This window comes from Flavobacterium ardleyense (assembly GCF_033547075.1).
Classification (GTDB): domain Bacteria; phylum Bacteroidota; class Bacteroidia; order Flavobacteriales; family Flavobacteriaceae; genus Flavobacterium; species Flavobacterium ardleyense_A.
Map to the genome: position 1 here is coordinate 2,741,291 of NZ_CP137891.1, position 20,989 is coordinate 2,762,279.

Here is a 20,989-nt window from a genome sequence, read left to right on the forward strand (position 1 = left end):
TGTTTTTCCGCTTGTCGCTTGCGCGCTTAGCGGGGTGCAAAAGTACAACCTCTTTTCGTCTCTCGCAAGTGTTTGGTGAAAATAATTTGAAAATAAATTTTCAACGCTTTTTAAACCTCATAACTCACTCAAAATGTCTCAAAGAACTTGCTCCCTTTCGGGCCTGCAAATGTAAATAGAAAATTAGAATCTCACAACTTTATTTTTACTAAATTTCTCTAGTCATATAAAGGATAATCTTCTAATATTTCAAATAACTTACCGCTGATTGCGGGTGCAAAACTACTACTTCTTTCTAGATAAACAAGCAGAATTTTGTAATAAAATGTAAATATTTTGTAAGACCTTGATTTAAAGATTCAAAGATTTAAAAATTGAAAGATTAAAAAGTCAAAAAGAGCTAAATGAAGCGAATTTGCGGACTTTCAGACTTGGATTCATACAAAGCACGGCTGGTGAAATTTATAAACCTTCGGAAATTGGTTTGAAAATCATTTGAATCGTTGGGATTCGGCAAATTGTGTGTTTGCCTTCCCGATGAAACCCAGGGTTGAAACCCTGGGCTACAATAAAGCCGTCCCTCTGGGACTGAGGAGTGAATGTGGCTATGGGATTTTAATAATAATTATGGTCCTTATATATAGGAAACAAAAATCATCTTGAATTTAGCGGCGTGGTAAATAATGCGTTTTATAATGCCGTCCCGATTCCCAGGGTTTAAATCCTGAGCTATGATACCGGTCGTCCCAATGGGACTGAGGGATGAATGTACCTGAGCGATTTTAATAATAATTCTAGTCCTTTATATATAAGCACTGTTGGAAAAATCATATTAATTGCAGAAATCCCTCAAAACTTGCGGTTTATAACATCGTCCCGATGGGGCTGGGATGACTTTTCATCTATTATTAAACCCAGGGTTGAAACCGAGGCTGCTGAAAAAGTATCTGTTTCTCAGAACATATTAAGAAGGTCGAGTAAATAAACTTCGTTTTATTTACTTGACCTTCTTTTTTGGTGTTTATTTTTTCAAAAAAGTTCAAGCTTTATAAGGCGTTTATACACTTTTATAGGATCGTTATGGAGTCTGTGATGAAGATTTTTGATCTTGTAGATTTTCTACACATTTAATTTAAGTATTCTTTTCAAATTCACGGTGAAAATTGCTAATGCACCCTGCATTTGCATATTTTCTATTCCGTAAGCATTTGCTCGACCATAACCGTGCACATTTTTTAGCTCACTGTTTTTAGCTTCTATTTTATATCTGTGTTTTGCCTTCTCTTTGTAAAGTTCCGATTCTTGAAAATCCATTTGTGCCTTATGTAAATCTGATTTTATAGACACTGAATAACTTTTACTTTTCGCGCCAGGTTTGTAACATCCATCTCTTAATGGACAAGTTTTACATTTCTCCACATCAAAGTAAAAGGTGAGTATTTGATTTGTTCCGACATTCTTTTTTCCTTGCTTTGATTTCTGTATCGCCATATGACCCGCTGGACAAACAAACATATCAGCATCTTTATTGTAGTCAAATTTATCTTCTTCTTTTCTACATCCTTGGGTTATTGAAGGATTTAATCTTGCTACCACTTTTATTTCTTGTCCAGAAGTTAATTCAAGATTTTCTTTTCCAGAGTATGCACCATCGCCAATGATAGTGTCTACTTTTATTCCATTGTTTTGACTGATCTTTAAAAGAGTTGGTAATTCAGGACCATCTCCTCTTTCTCCCGAAGTAACTACTGCCGCTGTAATTATACGTTCTTCGGTCATTGCAATATGAGTCTTATAACCAAAGAAGGAGCTATCGGCTGATTTGTGTCCTATTTTGGCATCTTTATCTTTTGACAAGTTTAAGTTCTCTTGAGTGTCTTCAATTGTTTCTTTCAATAGATTCAATTTTTCTTTCACTACAGGGACTAAGCTCAATGTAGTATCCGATTCAATTGCTTTTATAAGTTCTTTAGAATAGGCGATTTCTTTCTGTAAATCGTTATTCTCATTTTTCTTGGGCATTCGTTCTTTCCAATCTGGATCTAAATTATAGACAGCTTTACGTAAAAGTTTTGAACGTTCTTTCAAAACTTGAAGAGCAGAAAATGGATTTGATTTTGATAAGGTGTGAGTAGCGTCAACGATAATTGATTTTGAATTTACAATTCCTTTTTCAATAGCAATAGCAACCGTTTTCCCAATTAAAAGATTCAACAAATCAGAATCCTTTAATCGTAACTTTCTAAAATTTGTTAATGAACTCGAGTTTATTACGCCATCTTCTGGAGCCATTTCAAGAAAGTATTTAAACGACATATCGAAACGAGAACGCTCCACAACATCAGCATCCGAAATAGAATAGATTGTTTTCAATAGTAAATACTTAAACATACGGACAGGACATTCTGCAGTGCGTCCATTATTGAGGCAGTATTTGCTAACCAATTCATCGTAAATAAAAGAAAAATCAATTAGGTCATTGATTTTTCTAAGAAGATTTTCTTTAGGTATAACTAAGTCATACAAATCGGAATACGCACTTAACTGAATTTTTTGCTGCTGTAATAACATAGTAAAAGCCTTAATAATCAGTACTAAAAATACGAAAAAAGGAGCGTAAACACTACAGTTCACACTCCTTTTAATTGAAAAATATGTCACATTTTTGAAGGGACTTTTTCAGCAGCCTCGTTGAAACCCTGGGATATGATAGTGGCCGTCCCTCTAGGACTGAGGAATGAAGGTCGATGTGGGATTGTAATGCTTGGGTGATTATAGTCTCTATATATAGGAAACAAAAATCTTACGAATACTATTTTAAATCTGGCCGTGTGTAACGTTGTGGTTTATAACATCGTCCCGATGGAACTTGGATGAACCTTTAATTGTTATTGACCCAGGGTTGAAACCCTAGGCTACATTAATGCCGTCCCTCTGGGAATGAGGATTGAATGTGGGCTGTGGGATTTTAATAATAATTCCGTCCCTTATATATAAGCATTGTTGGAAAAATCACATTAATTGTCGCATCCAACAAAACTTGTGGTTTATAAAGTCGTCCCGATGGGACTTGGATGTATTTCATCCATTATTAAACCCAGGGTTAAAACCCTGGGCTACAATAAAGTCGTCCCTCTGGGACTAAGGAATTAATATGGATATGGATATGGAATTTTATTAGTAATTATGGTCTTATATATAGGAAACAAAAATCATCTTGAATTTAGCGGCGTGGTAAACTGTGCGTTTTATAAAATCTTCACTAGACCCACGGTTGAAACCCTATTATACAATATTGCCATCGCGATTCCCGGGCTTTAAATCATGGGCTACAATAAAGCCGTCCCTCTGGGACTGAAGAATGAAGGTGGATGTGGGATTGTAATTCTTGGGTAATTATAGTCTCTATATATAGGAAACAAAAATCTTACGAATATTATTTTAAATCTGGCCGTGTGAAACATTGTGGTTTATAACATCGTCCCGATGGGACTTGGATGTCTTTTTATTTTTTTAAACCCATTGTTAAAACCCTGGGCTACAATTATTCCGTCCCTCTGGGACTAAGGAATGAATGTGGCTGTGGGATTTTAGTGGCGGTAATTCTAGCCCTTATATATAGGAAACAAAAATCTCATGAAAATCATTCTAAATCTAGCGGCGTGGTAAACTGTGCGTTTTATAATGCCATCCCAATTCCCAGGGTTAAAACCCTGGGCTATGATGTCGGTCGTCCCGATGGGACTGGGGAATGAAAATGGATATGGAATTTTAATAATAATTCTAGTCCTTAAATATCAGCATTGTTGGAAAAATCATATTAATTGCCGAAATCTTATAAAACTTGTGGTTCATAAAATCGTCCCCATGGGACTTGGATGTATTTCATCTATTATTAAACCCAGGGTTGAAACCCTGGGCTACAATAAAGCCGTCCCTTATATATAAGCATTGTTGGAAAAATCAAATTAATTACCGAGATATTACAAAACTTGTGGTTTATAAAATCGTCCCGATGGGACTTGGATGGCTTTTCATTTTTTTTAAACCCAGGGTTAAAACCCTGGGCTACAATAACGCCGTCCCTCTGGGACTGAGGAATGAATATGGATATGGAATTTTAATAGTGATTTTGTCCCTTATATATAGGAAACAAAAATCATCTTGAATTTAGCGGCTTGGCAAATAATGCGTTTTATAAAATCGTCACGAATTCCAGGTTGAAACCCTGGGGTACAGTAAAGCCTTCCCTCTGGGACTGAGGATTGAATATGGATACTGAATTTTAAGGTGGTAATTCTACACCTTATATATAGGAGAGAAATATGTATTGAAACTATATTGGTTGACCTCAGGTGCAAGCGAAAAAATATGCAATTGCTTTACGGCAGTTTTAATCGTGTGACTGAATTTCAAAACTTAATGTTGTTGGAATATGATCGTTTCAGCCCCGATAGGAACGGAAATCCCGGCGTGGGGATTTGCCTTTTGGTAGCAGCGGCGGGAAAGAGCGACCAACGGAAGCTCCTTGCCCGACGACTGCTACGGCAAATGCCCAGGCCGGATTGGAGAGTATAGCGGGAATAGCTGCCAAAAAAAAACTGCCCAAATTGAGCAGCTTAATAATTCTAAGTAAATTTATCTTTATCCAACAATAAATAAACTCGCAATTGCAAGAACGGCATCCTTACTTAAGGGTTCGTCGTAAGCTTCAGTAGATGCTGCAACGCTATAGATTGGTCCTGTACCTAAGGTTGTGACATTTACGCCGCCTTGGGTAATATTTTCCTCTCCATTATAAGTTGCTTGGGTTTGCATTGGCATTCCAATTCCACGTTCATTTCCTGTGATCCAACCTTTTTCTCCCCTCATTCTTCGAATTTCTGAAGCGTGGCGCGCTTCTACTGAGTGAATTTGCAATGCAGCAGTAAGATAAGGTGATCCTTGCAAATTGGTTGCCTGACCTTTGTATGCTCTAACTCCTGTGTCTTCAAAAGCTTGTGCTAGTGCAAATAGTTGCGCTTTTGCACTTGGATTTGCAGTATTAAAAGGGTCAAAAAGTCCCCCTGCAGTAAAGTCAAAAGTTGGTTTTGAAACTGGTGTAATTCCAGCGGCATTCAAACCTGTTTGCAAATAAGTCACGTGGGATTGCTCATGTTGCGAGATTTTCATAAAAACAGCTTGATCTCTATTATCTGTGATAACCCCTGATTGAAGTGCCAGGTCATAAAATTCGTCTTCCAGATATTCTAGCGTAAGTGCAAATTGTAATGCTCCAACCGGATCGGCAGCTGCAGCGGCTGCGGCTCCATAGGTTTTAGTAGTAGCAGTGGCTAAACCAAAAGGTACTGCGGCTATAGCGAGTTTTTTTGACAGAGAGCCAAAAGTTCCAAAAACATCGCGTCGGGAGGAAACTTCTGACATCATATTGTCATTTGTAAATTCCTCTAAAAATTTTAAAATATTCATATCGTTTATTTTTTAAGGTGAGTAGTGATTACGGCAAAAAGTTTGCTGTAAATTTGGTTGTAATAAATCCTGTATCGCCTACTGCGGCTAGGATTTGTGAGGGATTTAGTGCGCGGTCTAATCCTGTTACTGGATCAACAACATCATCTCCTGCAAAATCTACAGAGGTAGGATTAATTAGAGTTCGGATTGCAGAAGCATGACGCGCTTCTACCGAAACAATTTTACCTGCAATTACCAAATAATCCGGATTTGTAAGTAGTCGACCTGCACCATTATAAGCAGCAACTCCTGTGTCTTCTAAAACCTTTGCGGTCCCAAGAACTGAATCTCTATCATTAAAATTAACGCCTGAATAGTCAAATGTGAGGATTGGAAGCTTTGCTCCTGTGTTAGAGCCTACTGCTGCAGAGATTGCGGCACTAAAAAAATCGCGGTGATTAACTTCGTGGTAATACAAATCTTGTAATACTTCTTTTTCTTTTTGCGTTGCTGTAGACCAATAAGATCCATTTACAACTTTAGTGTAAAAATCAGCTTCTAGTTGTTCTAATGCGTAAGCATAATTTAGAACCCCTAAATCTCCTTTGCCAAGATCAAATAATCCTTGGTTTTGTGGATTGTTGTCATCATCATCGCTACAAGCGAAGAGTAAGCCAGAACTTACAACAGCTAGACCACTCAATTTGAGAAATTGTCGTCTGTTGTTTGCGAAAGGCTGTTGTGGCGCATGCACTTTTAAAACATTGCTTTTCATAATAGTAATTTTTTAGGTTAGACAAAGTCAAATTCCTTAATAGTATAGAAACTCGATAGTAACAATTACGAAAGAGATTCCGTATTGGATTTACAAAAATGCATTTATTTTGAACTTTTTCTAAATAATTAGAACAACTAGTTCATGTTCACTGCATTATTATCACTCTGTGTACTTAATGCGTGCTGAAGGAAAGTAACTGTTGTTCTCGCTTTTGGATGGCATTTTTTGAGTTGGTATATTCCTAAAAAGAATGCCGCTCAAAAATGAGCGGCATTCTAACCAAAAAAAACCACTATGAATTACGGTATTAGAACTGTATCAATCACGTGGATTACTCCATTAGATTGATTAACATATGCAATAGTTACTTGAGCATTATTTCCATTTGCATCAATTATATCAATTAATTACGACAATATATGTGCTGTGGTTTTAATTTCTTGCGTTAATATTAATATAAATAAAAATCCGATTTAATACTCATGCTAATATATAGAAGCAAATTATATTGTATTGAGTACTAACTTGATTGCTGATTGAGTGCTACTCGATATCAGAACAAAATACTTTATTAATTAAATCTATCTTGAAGATTAATATCGTACATATAAATGTTATTTTGTAATACTTTTCTATTATATTTGTTAGTAGATGATCTTTGAATTATTGTGAGGACAAGTGTTTAAAAAGAAATCACATAACCTTTTACTCTAAATGTTTTTATGTCGTCGATATATTAAGTAACTATTTAAACAAATGATATAAGAAAGGTGTTGGGTAATAATATTATTTTTGATACCAATTCCTTTTTTAAAAATAATTTTGTATAAAGAAACTATTACACAAGAAAAACTCATTAGTCTTTTGAAAGATAAGAATGTGAACGGTTTTAATTATCTCTACGATAATTATTCTGCATCATTATATGGGGTTATCTTACGTATAGTTATTTTTAAAGATGATGCTGACGAGGTGTTACAGGATGTTTTTGTAAAAATTTGGAATTCTTCTGCACAATATGATGTTTCAAAAGGCACTCTATACACTTGGATGCTTAATATTGCGCGCAATAGTGCTATTGATAAATTAAAATCCAAAAATTTTCAGAATAATTTAAAAAACCAAAGCATTCCAGATTTCGTAAGTAATCACAGTTCACTCGCAGTGAATCAAACGGATCATTTTAATGAAATTCAAAATATTGTAAACAAAATGAAGGATGATTATAAGGATATTATAATCAAATCATATTTTGAAGGATATACACAACAAGAGATATCAGACAATATGAATATTCCGTTGGGTACTGTAAAAACAAGAACTAGATCAGCTTTTGTTGAACTTAGAAAATTATTAAAGGAATTTAAATTATAGTAGAATTGGATATTAAGGCTTACATATCGTCAGGAATTATAGAGCAATACGCTTTGGGAATTGCTACTCCCGAAGAAGCTTCTATTTTAGAATGTGTAATGAAACACAATTCTGAAGTAGAAAAAGCTATTTTAGAAGCTCAAGAAACTTTGGGTGATCTTGCTTTAGCACACAGTGTCGCACCCTCTATAGAATTAAAAGACAAAATCGCTAGTAAATTAAATTTTGATATTCCGGAGGAAATTGGTTCCTTAGGTAATTCAAGTATTAAGATGGACAGCGCAAATTATAATATAAATGACAGCAAATCCAAAAGCTCAAATTTTTGGATGATTGCCGCATCTATCATATTGCTGGTGAGTTTAGGTTGGAATGTATTGAATACTACATCAAAAAATACCGAAATTGAAACTCTTGCCCAAAATAATGAAGCGCTTAAAGTGCAAATTGATGCCGTAGAGCAGCAAAATAATCTTCTACTTAATTCGGAAAAAATTAAATTACTCGGAGTCGAAACACATCCCGAACTTCTTGCAACAATCCTATATTCTGCAGATCAGCAAGTTTTTTTAGAGGTAGGCAATCTTCCACCCACACCTGCGGGTAAAGAATATCAACTTTGGGCAATTGTGGACGGTACGCCTGTTGATTTGGGAATGTACAATGATAACAATTCGCAGAAACTTCAAGCAATGAAAGCGGTCCAGAATCCGCAAGCTTTTGCAATAACGCTCGAGAATAAAGGTGGTAGTCCTACACCAACAATGGATCAAATGTATGTTTTGGGAAAGGTGGGTTAAATTATTTTTTTAAAATCTCTGACAGCCCTGATAGGATTAATAAAAGCAAATCGCTCTGACAAGTAAAATCTAATTATAAATCTCTTTGTGCTTTTTTAGCAATTAAAAAGTAAAATTACTGGATTTTCTGCATGAAAAAAGCGCTTAAGTAAGCGCTTTTTAAATTAATCTTTACATCCCTAATTGTAGACACTTTCTTTCTTAAAATGAACTGTAAGCAAATAGTATACTACTGCTCGATGCTTTGATCTATTAGATTTTCCATACTTTTCCATAACCGCTTCAATTCCTTCATCAAGTTTGTCTGCATCGGTAAGGCCAAGTTTCTTAATTAAAAAATTCTTTTTTACAGTTTCTAACTCTTTTGGTTGACTAGCTGCAATTGTCGAGGCGTCTGCATTGTAAATTGAAGGTCCACATCCTATTGTGACTTTTGTCAATAAGTCCATATCTGCAGTTATTCCACATTTGTCTTTAAGATCTGCTGCATATTTTTGAATTAATTCTTCTCTTGCACTCATATATAAGATTTAAAATAATTAGGTTACTATTTGAAATGACTCAAATTTAAGAAATAATTAGCGATAAACCGCCTACAAATTTAAAAGATTTTGTCATAAAGTACCTTATAATGTTAGTTCGTTGGCGCAGGACTGGTGTTTTGACCCCTATAAAACAAGAGTATTATTCTAAATTTCGATTATTAATTATGCGGTTAATTTTTTCATTAAAATTAGATGTTTATCAGCGCTCCATTTCTCCATAGGAGTTATTCTTCCTAAAAGTCCGTGAAGCCTTTGATTGTTGTAAAATGGTACAAATCGTTTTAATATTTGCTCGATTTCTCCAAACGTGCGATAGTCGAACCTGGCGAATACTTCTTTCTTTAGAATACCATGATAAGCTTCTATATGAGCGTTTTCTTCTGGTGTTGCAACGTGGGTGAATTCCTGCTGGACACCTATCAAACCTAAATACTCGCGCACACTTTTAGCTATAAACTGACTTCCATTATCGCTTCTAATAACGACACTTTCAGGATATTGATAGTCTTCAAAGAGTTGTGAAAGCAATTCTATAACATGATTTTGTTTTATAGTGAAAGAAAAATAATCTATTAAAATTCTTCTAGTATGAACATCAATTATAGATAGTAAATAAGCATTTTTACCAACATTTGGCACCCACACCATTTTAATATCCATCTCTAGACATTGCAAAGGTCTCGAGGTATAAACCTTTCTAAACTTCACGAATTTACGACCAGAACCACTTCTACTAATTCTATTCTCGAGTTTTAATAGACCTTCCTCTTTCATAATTCGGTATAGTTTTTTATGATTTATCTTGTAGCCATCTCTTTTTAAGTAGCTAGTCATCAGTCGATAACCACAGTCTATAAATTCGTGTTTTAATATCTTTTTAATAGACTTTACAACCACGCACTGGCTTACAAAACCTTTAGTTTGATGAAAAGTGGTTGTTGTGGCAGTATTTCCTTTTCGACCAAGGCTAGGCTTCCTATAATAGCTACTGGCAACTATGCCTACCATCTTTATGATTTTAGCTTTACTACATTTATACTTCGCATAGATAATGTCTACTAAATCTTTCTTGGATCGGATGTCCCAAACTTTTTTTTTAAAAGCTCTCTTTGTACTTCCAACTCAATTTCCCGATCGCTTAAGAGCTTACGCAGAATACGATTTTCCTCAACCACTTCTTTATGCTCCTTCGTTTTAGTATCGTATGTCACTTTTAAGCCAGCCTCTCCTTTATGCTCATGCTTTTTCTTCCAATTATATAAAGTACCTGTACTAACGCCATATTTGCGGCAAGCCTCCACAATACCTATTTCTTCTGAACTAGCTAATATTTCTAGCTTCTGATCTAAAGTCCATTTCTTGTATTTCATATCTCAAATATATAAGTTTGAAATTTAAAATAACACTCCGAACTTATCGGGGGCTAAACTAACTGGCAATCATTTTATTTTTGATATTACCACGTCTAGTTTTGTAACTCAGAAATTAAACATGACTGGGTGCATATTTTAGACAGTTATCACAAATTCGATTATTGTTAGCAATTTTGTTGCTACGTATTTCAATATATGTTTTTCTGTTATCAGAAGAGGCCAATACCCATTATTTCTGCTCCAATTGGGTTCGCAAACGCGTAAAGAACTTCAATGAAAATTGAAAAATCGGACTCAGAATTAACGTATATACAAAAGTGACCCAAAAGATAGGCCCGCCAAGCAGAAATCCGATCGCTAGTACAATACTTTCAACCAGAATTCTAGCTTTGACCACAGAAAGTCCTGTACGTTCGGAAATAGAAAGCATAAATCCGTCACGCGGTCCAGCACCTACTCCACCAGCAACATACATTCCGCCACCTATTCCAATCAATAAAATACCTATAAGCAACAACAAATAATCTGTCCAATTGTTTGTAGCATCGGGCAAAATATCTAGCCAAAGAAATAAATCCATAATTGGACCAATGAGTAAAGCATTTAGAAAAGTGCCAATATTTACATATTTTTTGCGAACTAGCAATGAAACTCCAATCAGTATTAATCCGATAACAATACTCCAAGTGCCAATACTAAAACCAAAATGTTCAAATAGTGCCACGTTCAGCACATCCCAGGGATGTAGTCCCAAATATTTAACCTTGACCGAGAAGGCCACTCCAAGTCCAAAAAATATAAGACCACTAAAGAAAAATGAATAACGAATAAATGCTGAATGTGAAGATTTTTGGGCTTGAACTTCCATATGTGAGTTTGGGAAAATTTAAAGTGCAAATTACGAAAAATGCCTCAGATTTCTAAAGTCAATTGGTTGATTTAAAATATCGAATAATGATATATTATTTTATAAAAGCATGAAAATCAGTTTTAGAAATTTGAGTAGTTTTCGTCACCTCATTATAATAAAATTTCCCGGCTTTATTTACTGAGACGATTTGTTCCGCTGGCTTTTCTGAGAAATATTTGAAAGTGTTATTTTGAAAATCATAAGTGGACCAGACAACATTATCCAAATCTGAACCATCTTTGTAATAATCTGTTTCGGAAATACTGTCAGAATAGTTGTACTCAATTACTTTTTTAAAATGTTTTTCCTCAGCCTTTGGATTGAGGTACACTTTTGTAAACTGACTTGAAGTTTGTTTTTCAAAATTCCAGTCTTTATCTAATGGTGGAATATTTTTTGCCTTGCGTTCAGCATTAAATTCCACTCCATGTTTCTGATTTAAGGGAACTGCATATTCCCACAAAATACCTAGCAGAAATACGACAAGCATAATTGTGGCAAATTGAAAAATTTTTGATGCAACTTTTTTTGGTGAAAAACGAAACTCTTTGGGGTTCGATTTATAATCGTAATAATATGCAGTTGCAATAGGAACGAATATGAGCAAGCCTATAATAATCATTATTGGATAGAACATATAGTGCAGTTTTATTAAAGTCTTTTAAGCAATTTACCTAGTTAATTCAAAAGATATTTGGCATGCAGATAAAAAATAGTAAAGCTTTCTTCATAATAATCGGAGATTTAAGTTTGAGTAGAAGTTAAAAAATAATTATTTTCTACTTAATCGTCCAATCCAAATATAGGCATAAATTCTTCTGATTTTTTCTCTGCATTTTAACTTTTATATAAAACGAAGTTTATGCAAATGGCCTTTAATAACATATTCCGGAGACATGATTAAAGATTATTAAGCGTTATTCCTCAATTTGCTTTAAACAAAAAAATCCTGCTTGAAAATTCAAGCAGGATTTTAATGTTTATAAAGTTGAAAAATTTTAAGACAATCTCTTCAATAATATTTCAGCAACTGCTTCTGATGAAGCTGGATTTTGACCTGTAATTAATAAACCATCTTCAACAGCATACGATTCCCAATCGCCTTTTTTGCTGTAAATTCCGCCATTGGCTTTTAGCATATCTTCAACTAAAAACGGAACGACATCCGTTAATTGAACAGCTTCCTCTTCAGTATTTGTAAAGCCTGTAACTTTTTTGCCATCAACTAATGGCTTACCATTTTCATTTTTAGTGTGTCTAAAAACTGCTGGTGCGTGGCAAACTGCAGCTACGGTTTTATTATTTTTGATAAAGCTCTCAATCAAAGCAATCGAATCTTTGTCTTCTGCCAAATCCCAAAGTGGCCCGTGACCTCCTGGATAGAAAACAGCATCGTAATCTGCTTGATTTACTACTGATAACATGTGCGTTTGAGACAATACTTTTTGAGTTTCAACATCGCTTTTAAAACGGATTGTTGCTGGAGTTTGAGCATCGGGTGCATCACTTTTTGGATCTATCGGCGGTTGTCCACCTTTTGGTGAAGCTAAAGTAACATAGATTCCTTTATCTTTTAATAGATAATAAGGAGCTGCAAATTCTTCAATCCAAAATCCTGTTTTCTCGCCAGTATTTCCTAAATCTTCGTGGCTGGTCAATACAAATAATACCTTCTTCATCGTTATTTTTTTTAATTTTTTAAATCTATCTTCTATCCAAAAGACTTTTAAAACTACAACAATAATCTAAATTTCAATTGATTATATTCTAAATTTAAAATTTCAGAATTTTATAAGAACAAAATTACAAGATATAAATCTCTAAAAAATTGATCTAGGATAAGAAATCTAATTCTCAAATAATTCCTTGCGAATTCTGCTGAGACTTTCGGTGGTAATACCCAAATAAGAAGCAATGTGATAGTTTTTGACTTGCTGTTCTATGTTTGGATAACTCTCTATAAAATGACTGTATCGCTCAGACGCCGATTGTGACAAATTTGCCAATATCCGTTTCTGAAATCCTGCAAAAGCGCCTTCCATCTTCTTACGGAAGAAAGTTTCTAAAGCAGGAATTTGTCCTAACAGCGAATCCATATCAATTTTCGACATTCGGAAAAGTAGGCTATCTTGAATTGTTTCGATATTTAAAATCGCAATTCCATCTGCGAAAAAAGCTGTATAATCACTAATCCACCAATCGTGAACTGCAAATTGAACAGTGTGCTCCTTGCCCGAGTCATCGATAAAAAATGTTCGAAGGCAACCGCTAACCACATAATATTGATCGGTAACTTTATCGCCTTCCTTTAGTAATGACAAGCCTTTTTTAAGCTCAATTCTCTCTAATTTTGAAGCGATCAAGTCCAAATCCTCTTCCGACAACGGCACATTTTTAAATATTGCAGCTATCATATTCGTGGCATCTTTACTTCCTGAAAGTGAGTATTCTTTTTCTTGATTTTCGGAAAATTGCATTGACTTGGGCATTTAAATAAGATTTATCTAAAGGTCAGAAAAACATTCGAATTTCTGCGGGGTGAATTACCTTTTAAATTTTTTTAATCTATAAATCTCCTACGATCGCCCCACCAAAACTTCCTCAATATCTTTCAATTTAAAATTTTTCGCTTTTAGCAAAATTAAAAAGTGGTATAATAAATCGGCTGCTTCATTTTTAAATAAGTCGGCATTGTCATCTTTTGCTTCGATCACCAATTCAACCGCTTCTTCACCAACTTTCTGCGCGACTTTATTAATTCCGCGTTTGAACAATTCATTAGTGTAGGATTTCGGATCGTTTTGATCAATTCGATCGTGAATGGTTTGCTCTAGTTTATAAAGGAAGTTTGTCGAAACTTCAGTATTAAAACAAGATGTAGAACCGGTATGGCAGGCTGGACCTTCAGCTTTTACGGTGATTAAAATCGTATCGTTGTCACAATCTAAACTTATACTTTCTACATTCAGAAAATTTCCTGAAGTTTCGCCTTTGGTCCAAAGACGATTTTTGCTTCTGCTAAAGAAAGTAACTCTTTGGTCCGTATTGGTTTTGGCGAAAGCTTCTTCATTCATATAGCCGAGCATCAAAACTTGCAAAGTACTTGAATCTTGAATAATTACAGGAATTAATCCGTTGGTTTTTGTAAAATCTGGTTTCATAATCTGACTGGGATATTTTGGGTATCTAAAAATTGTTTGAGGTCGGGAATGGCTATTTCTCCAAAATGAAAAACACTTGCCGCCAAAGCTCCGGTTGCTTTAGTCTGCTGGAAAACATCTGCAAAATGCTGCATAGTTCCAGCACCACCCGAAGCAATCACGGGAATTGAAACCGCTTCTGAAATCTGTTTTGTAATATCGCAAGCAAATCCATCTTTTGTTCCGTCGTTATTCATTGAGGTTAATAGGATCTCTCCCGCGCCGAGCTCTGCCGCAGTTTTTGCCCATTCAACCGCTTTCTGATTAGTGGCGATTTTTCCGCCATTGCGAAAAACCATCCATTCACCATCGACGAATTTTGTATCGATCGCCACCACCACGCATTGATTTCCGTAGTTTTTTGCGATTTCCGAAATTAAATGCGGATCCAGAACTGCGGCGGAGTTAATACTAATCTTATCCGCACCTGCCTCAATGATTTCCTTCGCGTCTTGAATACTATTTATTCCGCCACCAACTGTAAACGGAATATTGATTTCTGCAGCGATTCGCGTCACTAGTTCAGTCAGCGTTTTTCGCTTCTCTAAAGTCGCGGTAATGTCTAGGAATACCAATTCATCTGCACCTTCAATCACATACCGCTTTGCAAGTTCGATTGGATCGCCAGCATCGATTATATTTTCGAAATTGATCCCCTTTACAGTTCGGCCATCTCTAATATCAAGACAAGGAATTATTCTTTTCTTTAGCATAGTGTTTTCAGTAAAATGTTGAGATTGATTGTTCCCTCGTAAATCGCCTTTCCGATAATTGCTCCTTCGCAACCCAATTCGATTAACTTTAAAACATCGTCGATTGTGGTTATACCGCCACTGGCAATCAGTTTTGTCTTCTCCGTCGATTCCAAAATTTCTTTATATAATTCAAATGCTGGCCCTGCAAGCATTCCGTCTTTTTCAATATCGGTCACAATACTATAAATTGTACCGCGCTTTTCATATTCCTGAATGAACGCAATTACATCCTGATTACTAGATTCTAACCAACCATTGGTGGCGATTTTTCGATCTTTACAATCTGCGCCTAAAATAATTTTTTTCGAGCCATATTTCTGCAACCATTCCAACATTAATTCTGGTTTTTGTGCCGCAATACTTCCAACGGTGATTTGTTCTGCACCTGAATTAAAAGCGATTTGAACATCAGCTTCAGATTTAATTCCGCCACCAAAATCAACGATCAAATTGGTTTTTGAAGCTATTTGTTCCAAAGTTTTGTAGTTGATAATTTGCTTGGCTTTGGCGCCATCTAAATCAACCACGTGCAAATATTGAATTCCCAAATCTTCAAAACTCTTAGCCATTTCTAATGGATTGTCGCTGTAAGTTTTTTGGGTGGAATAGTCGCCTTTGCTGAGTCGGACGCATTTTCCGTCTATAATATCAATTGCGGGTATGATTCTCATAATTCTAAAAAGTTTTTTAAGATTCGCTGTCCGATTTCTCCCGATTTTTCTGGATGAAATTGTGTCGCATAAAAATTATCTCTGTTTAAAGCTACGCTAAAGGGCAGGATATAGTCGTTGACCGCAATGGTTTCTGGACAAATTTCGGCGTAATAACTGTGCACAAAGTAGCAATTGTCATCTGAAGCTATTCCTTTGAATAATTTACCTTTTATTGAAGTAAAATTATTCCAACCCATTTGAGGAACTAATCCTTGAGGCGGAAATTTCAACACCTTGGTATTAAAAATTCCTAAGGCTTGAGTTGCGCCTTCTTCAGAAGAATTGCACATCAACTGCATTCCCAAACAGATTCCTAAAACTGGTTGCTTTAATTCTCGAATCACTTGATCCAATCCTTTTTCTCTCAAGTATTTCATCGCCGAACTTGCTTCTCCAACGCCTGGGAAAATTACTTTGTCTGCAGTTTTTAGAATTTCAACATCGTCCGTAATCACAACTTTATAACCAAGTTTTTTAACCGCATTTTCAACCGAAGTCACATTGCCTGCATTGTATTTTAAAATCACTATCATAATGTTCCTTTTGTACTTGGAATGTTGAAATTCTCCGTTTTTGCAACGGCCATTTTTAGCGCTTTCGCGAAAGCCTTAAAGATTGATTCAATTTTGTGGTGTTCATTTTCACCTTCAACTTTGATGTTTAAATTGCATCGCGCCTGATCGCTAAAAGATTTAAAAAAATGCGAAAATAATTCGGTTGGCATATCTCCAACTTTTTCTCTTTTGAATTCTGCATCCCAAACCAGCCAAGGCCTACCGCCGAAATCAATTGCAACCTGAGCCAAACAATCGTCCATTGGCAACAGAAAACCATATCTATCAATCGCCTTTTTTGTCCCTAAAGCTTGCAGAAAAGCATCACCTAAAGCAATTGCAGTATCTTCGATTGTGTGGTGCTCATCAATTTGTAAATCGCCATAAACTTTGATTTTTAAATCTAAATTTCCGTGTTTCGAAATTTGTTCAAGCATATGATCAAAAAATGGCAAACCTGTATCAATTGACGATTTCCCGCTTCCATCCAAATTCACTTCTACTAAAATATCCGTTTCCAAAGTTTTGCGATTCACTTTTCCAATTCTCGGAACTCCTTTTAGATATCGATAGATTTCATTCCAATCCATCGTGGTCAAAGTCGCATTTTGTGATTTATCAGCACTGATAAAAATTGACTGGCACGCAAGATTTTCCGCAAGTTTCACGTCGGTCAATCTATCTCCAATTACAAAGGAATTTGCAAGATCATAATTCCCATAAATGTACTTTCCGAGCAATCCTGTTTCGGGTTTGCGAGTTGGCTTATTTTCGTATTCAAATGATGGATCGATATAAATATCAGCGAATTTTACTCCTTCGTTTTCCAAGGTTTTCAGAATCATATTCTGAACTGGCCAAAATGTATCTTCGGGGAAAGAATCCGTTCCCAAACCATCTTGATTACTCACCATTACTAATTCGTAATCAAGTTCTTTAGCGATGCGAGCGAGATTCGAAATAGCATTTGGCAAAAATTCTAATTTCTCAAAACTATCAATCTGAAAATCTTCGGGCTCTATAATAATTGTCCCGTCGCGGTCTATAAATAATACTTTTTTAGTCATTTGAAATTAGTTTTAGGGCATTGAACAATTTTTGATTTTCTTCAGCAGATCCGACGGTGATTCGGATGCAGTTTTTGATTACCGAATCTCGATTGCGAATAATGATTTGTTTCGAAATTAATTTGGAATAAACTTCGTTGGCATTATTTACTTCCACTAAAATGAAATTCGCATCTGAAGGATATATTTTTCGAACTATTTTTAAGGATTGAAGCTCTTTAATCAGCTTAGATTTCTCTCGTAAAATAATAGTCACATTATTCTGAAATTCCTTTTCATTAGAAAGTGCTTGCAAAGCAACCTTTTGGTTGACTGAACTGATATTATAAGGTGATTTTACTTTTTTATAATAGGACAAAATTTCCTCGTTCATTACGGCAATTCCCAATCTAAGTCCTGCTAATCCCCACGCTTTGCTGAGAGTTTGGGATATTATCAAGTTGGGATGGTTTTCTAATTCCTTTATAAAAGATTCTTGTTCAGCAAAATCAATATACGCTTCGTCGATGATTACAATTCCCCCGAAGTTGTCTAAAATAAATTTGATGTCGTCAGTTTTGATTAAATTTCCAGTTGGATTATTTGGCGAGCAAATAAAAATCAACTTTAAATTTTCATCTAAAAGATACGGTTCAATAGTTTTTCTGTCGATTTGAAATTCTGGATTTAGCGGAAGCTTAATCAGTTCGACCGAATTAATATTTGCCGAAACTTCATACATCCCGTAGGTTGGCGTAAAAGTCAGCGCTTTATCTTGATTGGGTTCGCAGAAGATTCGGAAAGCCAAATCAATAACTTCGTCACTTCCATTTCCTAGAAAAATCTTTTTCGCATCAACCTTTTTGATTTCAGCCAAACGCTGTTTTAATTCGGTTTGATCTGGGTCTGGATAGCGATTGTAATCGCCAAAGGGGTTTTCGTTTGCATCCAGAAAAACACCTTCTTTTCCAGTATATTCGTCCCTAGCGCTCGAATATGGAGCAAGATTTAGGATGTTATTCCGAACTAGTTTTTGAATATTACTTTTCATTTATAATCTTTTTAAGTCTAATGCTTACGGCATTTTTGTGAGCGAATAATTCCTCTGCTTTGGCCATTACTTCGATGGTTTTTCCAATATTTTGAAGTCCTTTCTTAGTGATTTTTTGGAAGGTGATTTTCTTCACAAAACTATCTAAAGACACTCCGCTGTAACTTTTGGCATAACCACTTGTTGGCAAAGTATGATTAGTTCCGCTGGCGTAATCGCCTGCACTTTCACAGCTGTAATTCCCGAGAAATACCGATCCTGCATTTAGAATTTGAGTGGTATAACTTTCAGGATAATCAATAGCCAAAATTAAGTGCTCGGGCGCGTAAACATTAGAAAAATCAATACAATCTGCAATCGAATTAAAAACTACTAAAAAGCTATTTCCCAACGATTTCTTGATAAATTCAGCTCTAGGTAAATCTTGAAGTTGTCGCTCAATCGCTTCACTAACTTTTTGCGGCAAAGATTTATCGTTGGTAAGCAAAACCACTTGACTATCCGCGCCGTGCTCGGCCTGACTCAGTAAATCAGAAGCTACAAATTCTGGATCTGCATTAGAATCTGCAATGACCAAAACTTCACTTGGACCAGCGGGTAAATCGATGGCAACGCCACTTTGCTGAACCAGTTCTTTCGCTTTCATCACATATTGGTTTCCAGGGCCGAAAATCTTATTCACTTTCTTGATGCTTTCAGTTCCAAAAGCCATTGCGGCAATTGCTTGAGCACCGCCGATTTTATAAATTTCAGTTATACCAAGGGATGAAGCAGTGTATAAAATAGCTGAATTAATTTTCCCGTTTTTATCGGAAGGTGTGCATAAAATAATTCGGCCACAACCTGCTAACTTCGCAGGAATTCCTAGCATCAATATGGTAGAAAATAAAGGAGCGGTTCCGCCAGGAATGTATAGTCCTACATTTTCGATGGCGACATTTTCTCTCCAACAAAGAACTCCAGGCATTGTTTCGACCTTTGCTTCGGATGATTTTTGAGAACTGTGAAATTTTCGAATATTATCGGAGGCAATCGAAATCGCTTCTTTTAATTCGGAAGAAACTTCATTTTTTGCAGTTTCAATTTCTGAAGGATTAACTTTCAAATCTTCAAGATTTACTCCATCAAATTTCAGCGAAAAATCTCTTAACGCTTGGTCGCCGTTCTTCTTAACTTCATTGATAATTCCTTGAACTTTTTTCCCCAAATCTTCAGATTTAAAACTTGGTCGTTGGCTTAAAGCTTCCCAATCTTCTTGTGCTGGATTTTTATATATTTTCATAACTGACATTTATTAGAGAATCATTTTTTCAATTGGAACAACCAAAATTCCTTCGGCACCGGCGCCTTTTAATTCTTCGATTATATCCCAAAACTTATCTTCGGAAATTACCGAATGCAAGCTGCTCCAGCCTTCTTGAGCCAAAGGCAAAATCGTCGGGCTGTTCATTCCAGGTAGAATTTTGATGATTCTTTCTAAATTTTGATTGGGCGCATTTAGCAAAATGTACTTGCTTTCTTTTGCTTTTTGAACGGATCTGATTCGGAATAAAAGCTTATCTAGAATTTGCTGTTTCTCAGAATCTAATTTCTCTGCAGCAACTAAAACAGCTTGACTGCTTAGCACTTTCTCAACCTCTTTTAATCCATTCGAAAACAACGTACTTCCGCTACTAACAATATCACAAATTCCATCAGCCAGACCAATTCCTGTGGCTATTTCGACACTTCCGGAGATGAATTCGATCGTCGCTTTGATATTATTTTCTTGGAAATAGTCCTCTAAGATACTTGGATAGGAAGTCGCGACTTTTTTACCGTTAAAGTAGCTTAAGTCTTTATAATCAACTTCTTTGGCAACCGCCAAACTTAAACGGCAAGCAGAAAATCCTAATTTCTGAATTACAACTAGGTTCTTTCTAGTTTCTATTAAAACATTCTCGCCAATAATTCCAATATCCGCGACTTTTTGCTCGACATATTGCGGAATATCATCGTCTCTTAGAAATAAGATTTCGACAGGAAAATTTGTTGATTCGGTTATTAATTTACCACCGCCGTTTGGAATTTTGATTCCGCATTCTTGAATAAGACGAAGAGAATTTTCGCTTAATCGACCACTTTTTTGAATTGCAATTTTTAATTTACTCATTTTTTTTTGTTGAATGCTTGAGTAAATCGGTGCGCGGAAAATGGCAGAAAAGAAAAATCCCGTTTGATTTACTCAAACGGGATTAGATTGTATAGTTAACTACATATCACGATCACCTCGCCTGAGTGCAAGAATGATGATGATGATGTACTTGATTGAACATAGTTGTTATTTTGAATTGTCAAAAGTAGAACTAAATCTTTATAAATCTAGAATTCGAAAATTATTTATGATTTATTTTGGAAAAGATGGATTTCAATCGAAGACGATTTTGCACGAGGGGTGGG

20 protein-coding genes and 1 pseudogene are annotated in these 20,989 nt (G+C 35.6%); 2 read left to right on the plus strand and 19 right to left on the minus strand.

Features of this window, described 5'->3' with window-relative positions:
* Positions 1–1,119: 1,119 nt before the first annotated feature.
* The 4 genes and pseudogenes from SBO79_RS11955 to SBO79_RS11970 all read right to left on the minus strand — a co-directional run.
* Positions 1,120–2,571, minus strand: coding sequence for an IS1182 family transposase (locus tag SBO79_RS11955; protein WP_318640627.1), 1,452 nt, complete (start codon positions 2,569–2,571; stop codon positions 1,120–1,122).
* Between the two features lie 2,073 nt (positions 2,572–4,644).
* A complete protein-coding gene (locus SBO79_RS11960; RefSeq protein WP_318640628.1) occupies positions 4,645–5,469 on the minus strand; it encodes a ferritin-like domain-containing protein in 825 nt (274 codons plus the stop codon).
* Positions 5,470–5,497: 28 nt separating this feature from the next.
* The gene (locus SBO79_RS11965; RefSeq protein WP_318640629.1) at positions 5,498–6,226 is read right to left on the minus strand and encodes a ferritin-like domain-containing protein; all 729 of its coding nucleotides are present in this window, start codon (positions 6,224–6,226) and stop codon (positions 5,498–5,500) included.
* A 302-nt stretch (positions 6,227–6,528) separates the two neighbouring features.
* Positions 6,529–6,627 (minus strand): annotated as a pseudogene (locus SBO79_RS11970) (fasciclin domain-containing protein); the annotation flags it as partial.
* Between the two features lie 466 nt (positions 6,628–7,093).
* On the opposite strand from SBO79_RS11970, the gene SBO79_RS11975 reads away from it, so the two are divergent.
* Together SBO79_RS11975 and SBO79_RS11980 are read left to right on the plus strand one after the other, a co-directional pair.
* The gene (locus tag SBO79_RS11975) at positions 7,094–7,603 is read left to right on the plus strand and encodes an RNA polymerase sigma factor (protein ID WP_318640630.1); all 510 of its coding nucleotides are present in this window, start codon (positions 7,094–7,096) and stop codon (positions 7,601–7,603) included.
* 5 nt (positions 7,604–7,608) lie between these two features.
* Positions 7,609–8,403 (plus strand): anti-sigma factor, encoded by a 795-nt coding sequence (locus tag SBO79_RS11980; protein WP_318640631.1) that lies wholly within the window; start codon positions 7,609–7,611, stop codon positions 8,401–8,403.
* A gap of 179 nt (positions 8,404–8,582) precedes the next feature.
* Here SBO79_RS11980 and SBO79_RS11985 read toward each other — a convergent pair whose 3' ends face one another.
* The 15 genes from SBO79_RS11985 to hisG form a co-directional block, all read right to left on the minus strand.
* Positions 8,583–8,924, minus strand: a complete 342-nt coding sequence (locus SBO79_RS11985; protein WP_318640632.1) for a DUF2853 family protein — start codon at positions 8,922–8,924, stop codon at positions 8,583–8,585.
* 186 nt (positions 8,925–9,110) lie between these two features.
* Positions 9,111–10,028: an IS3 family transposase gene (locus SBO79_RS11990; protein ID WP_318643507.1), complete on the minus strand. Its 918-nt coding sequence runs from the start codon at positions 10,026–10,028 to the stop codon at positions 9,111–9,113.
* On the minus strand, positions 10,007–10,318 hold the full coding sequence (locus SBO79_RS11995; RefSeq protein ID WP_318640102.1) for a transposase: 312 nt from the start codon (positions 10,316–10,318) through the stop codon (positions 10,007–10,009). The genes SBO79_RS11990 and SBO79_RS11995 overlap by 22 nt, the downstream gene beginning before the upstream one ends.
* Before the next feature lie 232 nt (positions 10,319–10,550).
* Positions 10,551–11,189 carry a YczE/YyaS/YitT family protein gene (locus SBO79_RS12000; RefSeq protein WP_318640633.1) on the minus strand — a complete coding sequence of 213 codons (639 nt, stop codon included), beginning with the start codon at positions 11,187–11,189 and terminating at the stop codon, positions 10,551–10,553.
* A 94-nt stretch (positions 11,190–11,283) separates the two neighbouring features.
* Positions 11,284–11,868 (minus strand): hypothetical protein, encoded by a 585-nt coding sequence (locus tag SBO79_RS12005; protein WP_318640634.1) that lies wholly within the window; start codon positions 11,866–11,868, stop codon positions 11,284–11,286.
* A 361-nt stretch (positions 11,869–12,229) separates the two neighbouring features.
* Positions 12,230–12,910 (minus strand): type 1 glutamine amidotransferase domain-containing protein, encoded by a 681-nt coding sequence (locus SBO79_RS12010; protein WP_318640635.1) that lies wholly within the window; start codon positions 12,908–12,910, stop codon positions 12,230–12,232.
* 168 nt (positions 12,911–13,078) lie between these two features.
* Complete coding sequence (locus tag SBO79_RS12015; protein ID WP_318640636.1) at positions 13,079–13,708, minus strand: Crp/Fnr family transcriptional regulator; 630 nt, start codon at positions 13,706–13,708, stop codon at positions 13,079–13,081.
* Between the two features lie 99 nt (positions 13,709–13,807).
* Positions 13,808–14,392 (minus strand): bifunctional phosphoribosyl-AMP cyclohydrolase/phosphoribosyl-ATP diphosphatase HisIE, encoded by a 585-nt coding sequence (hisIE, locus tag SBO79_RS12020; protein ID WP_318640637.1) that lies wholly within the window; start codon positions 14,390–14,392, stop codon positions 13,808–13,810.
* On the minus strand, positions 14,389–15,144 hold the full coding sequence (hisF, locus tag SBO79_RS12025; protein WP_318640638.1) for an imidazole glycerol phosphate synthase subunit HisF: 756 nt from the start codon (positions 15,142–15,144) through the stop codon (positions 14,389–14,391). Before hisF ends, hisIE begins: the two co-directional genes overlap by 4 nt.
* Positions 15,138–15,857, minus strand: coding sequence for a 1-(5-phosphoribosyl)-5-[(5-phosphoribosylamino)methylideneamino]imidazole-4-carboxamide isomerase (hisA, locus tag SBO79_RS12030; protein WP_318640639.1), 720 nt, complete (start codon positions 15,855–15,857; stop codon positions 15,138–15,140). The genes hisF and hisA overlap by 7 nt, the downstream gene beginning before the upstream one ends.
* A complete protein-coding gene (hisH, locus tag SBO79_RS12035) occupies positions 15,854–16,432 on the minus strand; it encodes an imidazole glycerol phosphate synthase subunit HisH (protein ID WP_318640640.1) in 579 nt (192 codons plus the stop codon). Before hisH ends, hisA begins: the two co-directional genes overlap by 4 nt.
* Entirely contained in the window at positions 16,429–17,520 is a 1,092-nt protein-coding gene (gene hisB / locus SBO79_RS12040) for a bifunctional histidinol-phosphatase/imidazoleglycerol-phosphate dehydratase HisB (protein ID WP_318640641.1), read from the minus strand. Before hisB ends, hisH begins: the two co-directional genes overlap by 4 nt.
* Positions 17,513–18,550, minus strand: coding sequence for a histidinol-phosphate transaminase (gene hisC / locus SBO79_RS12045; protein WP_318640642.1), 1,038 nt, complete (start codon positions 18,548–18,550; stop codon positions 17,513–17,515). Before hisC ends, hisB begins: the two co-directional genes overlap by 8 nt.
* Positions 18,540–19,832 (minus strand): histidinol dehydrogenase, encoded by a 1,293-nt coding sequence (gene hisD, locus SBO79_RS12050; RefSeq protein ID WP_318640643.1) that lies wholly within the window; start codon positions 19,830–19,832, stop codon positions 18,540–18,542. Before hisD ends, hisC begins: the two co-directional genes overlap by 11 nt.
* Before the next feature lie 12 nt (positions 19,833–19,844).
* Positions 19,845–20,702 (minus strand): ATP phosphoribosyltransferase, encoded by an 858-nt coding sequence (gene hisG, locus SBO79_RS12055; RefSeq protein WP_318640644.1) that lies wholly within the window; start codon positions 20,700–20,702, stop codon positions 19,845–19,847.
* Between the last annotated feature and the right edge of the window lie 287 nt (positions 20,703–20,989).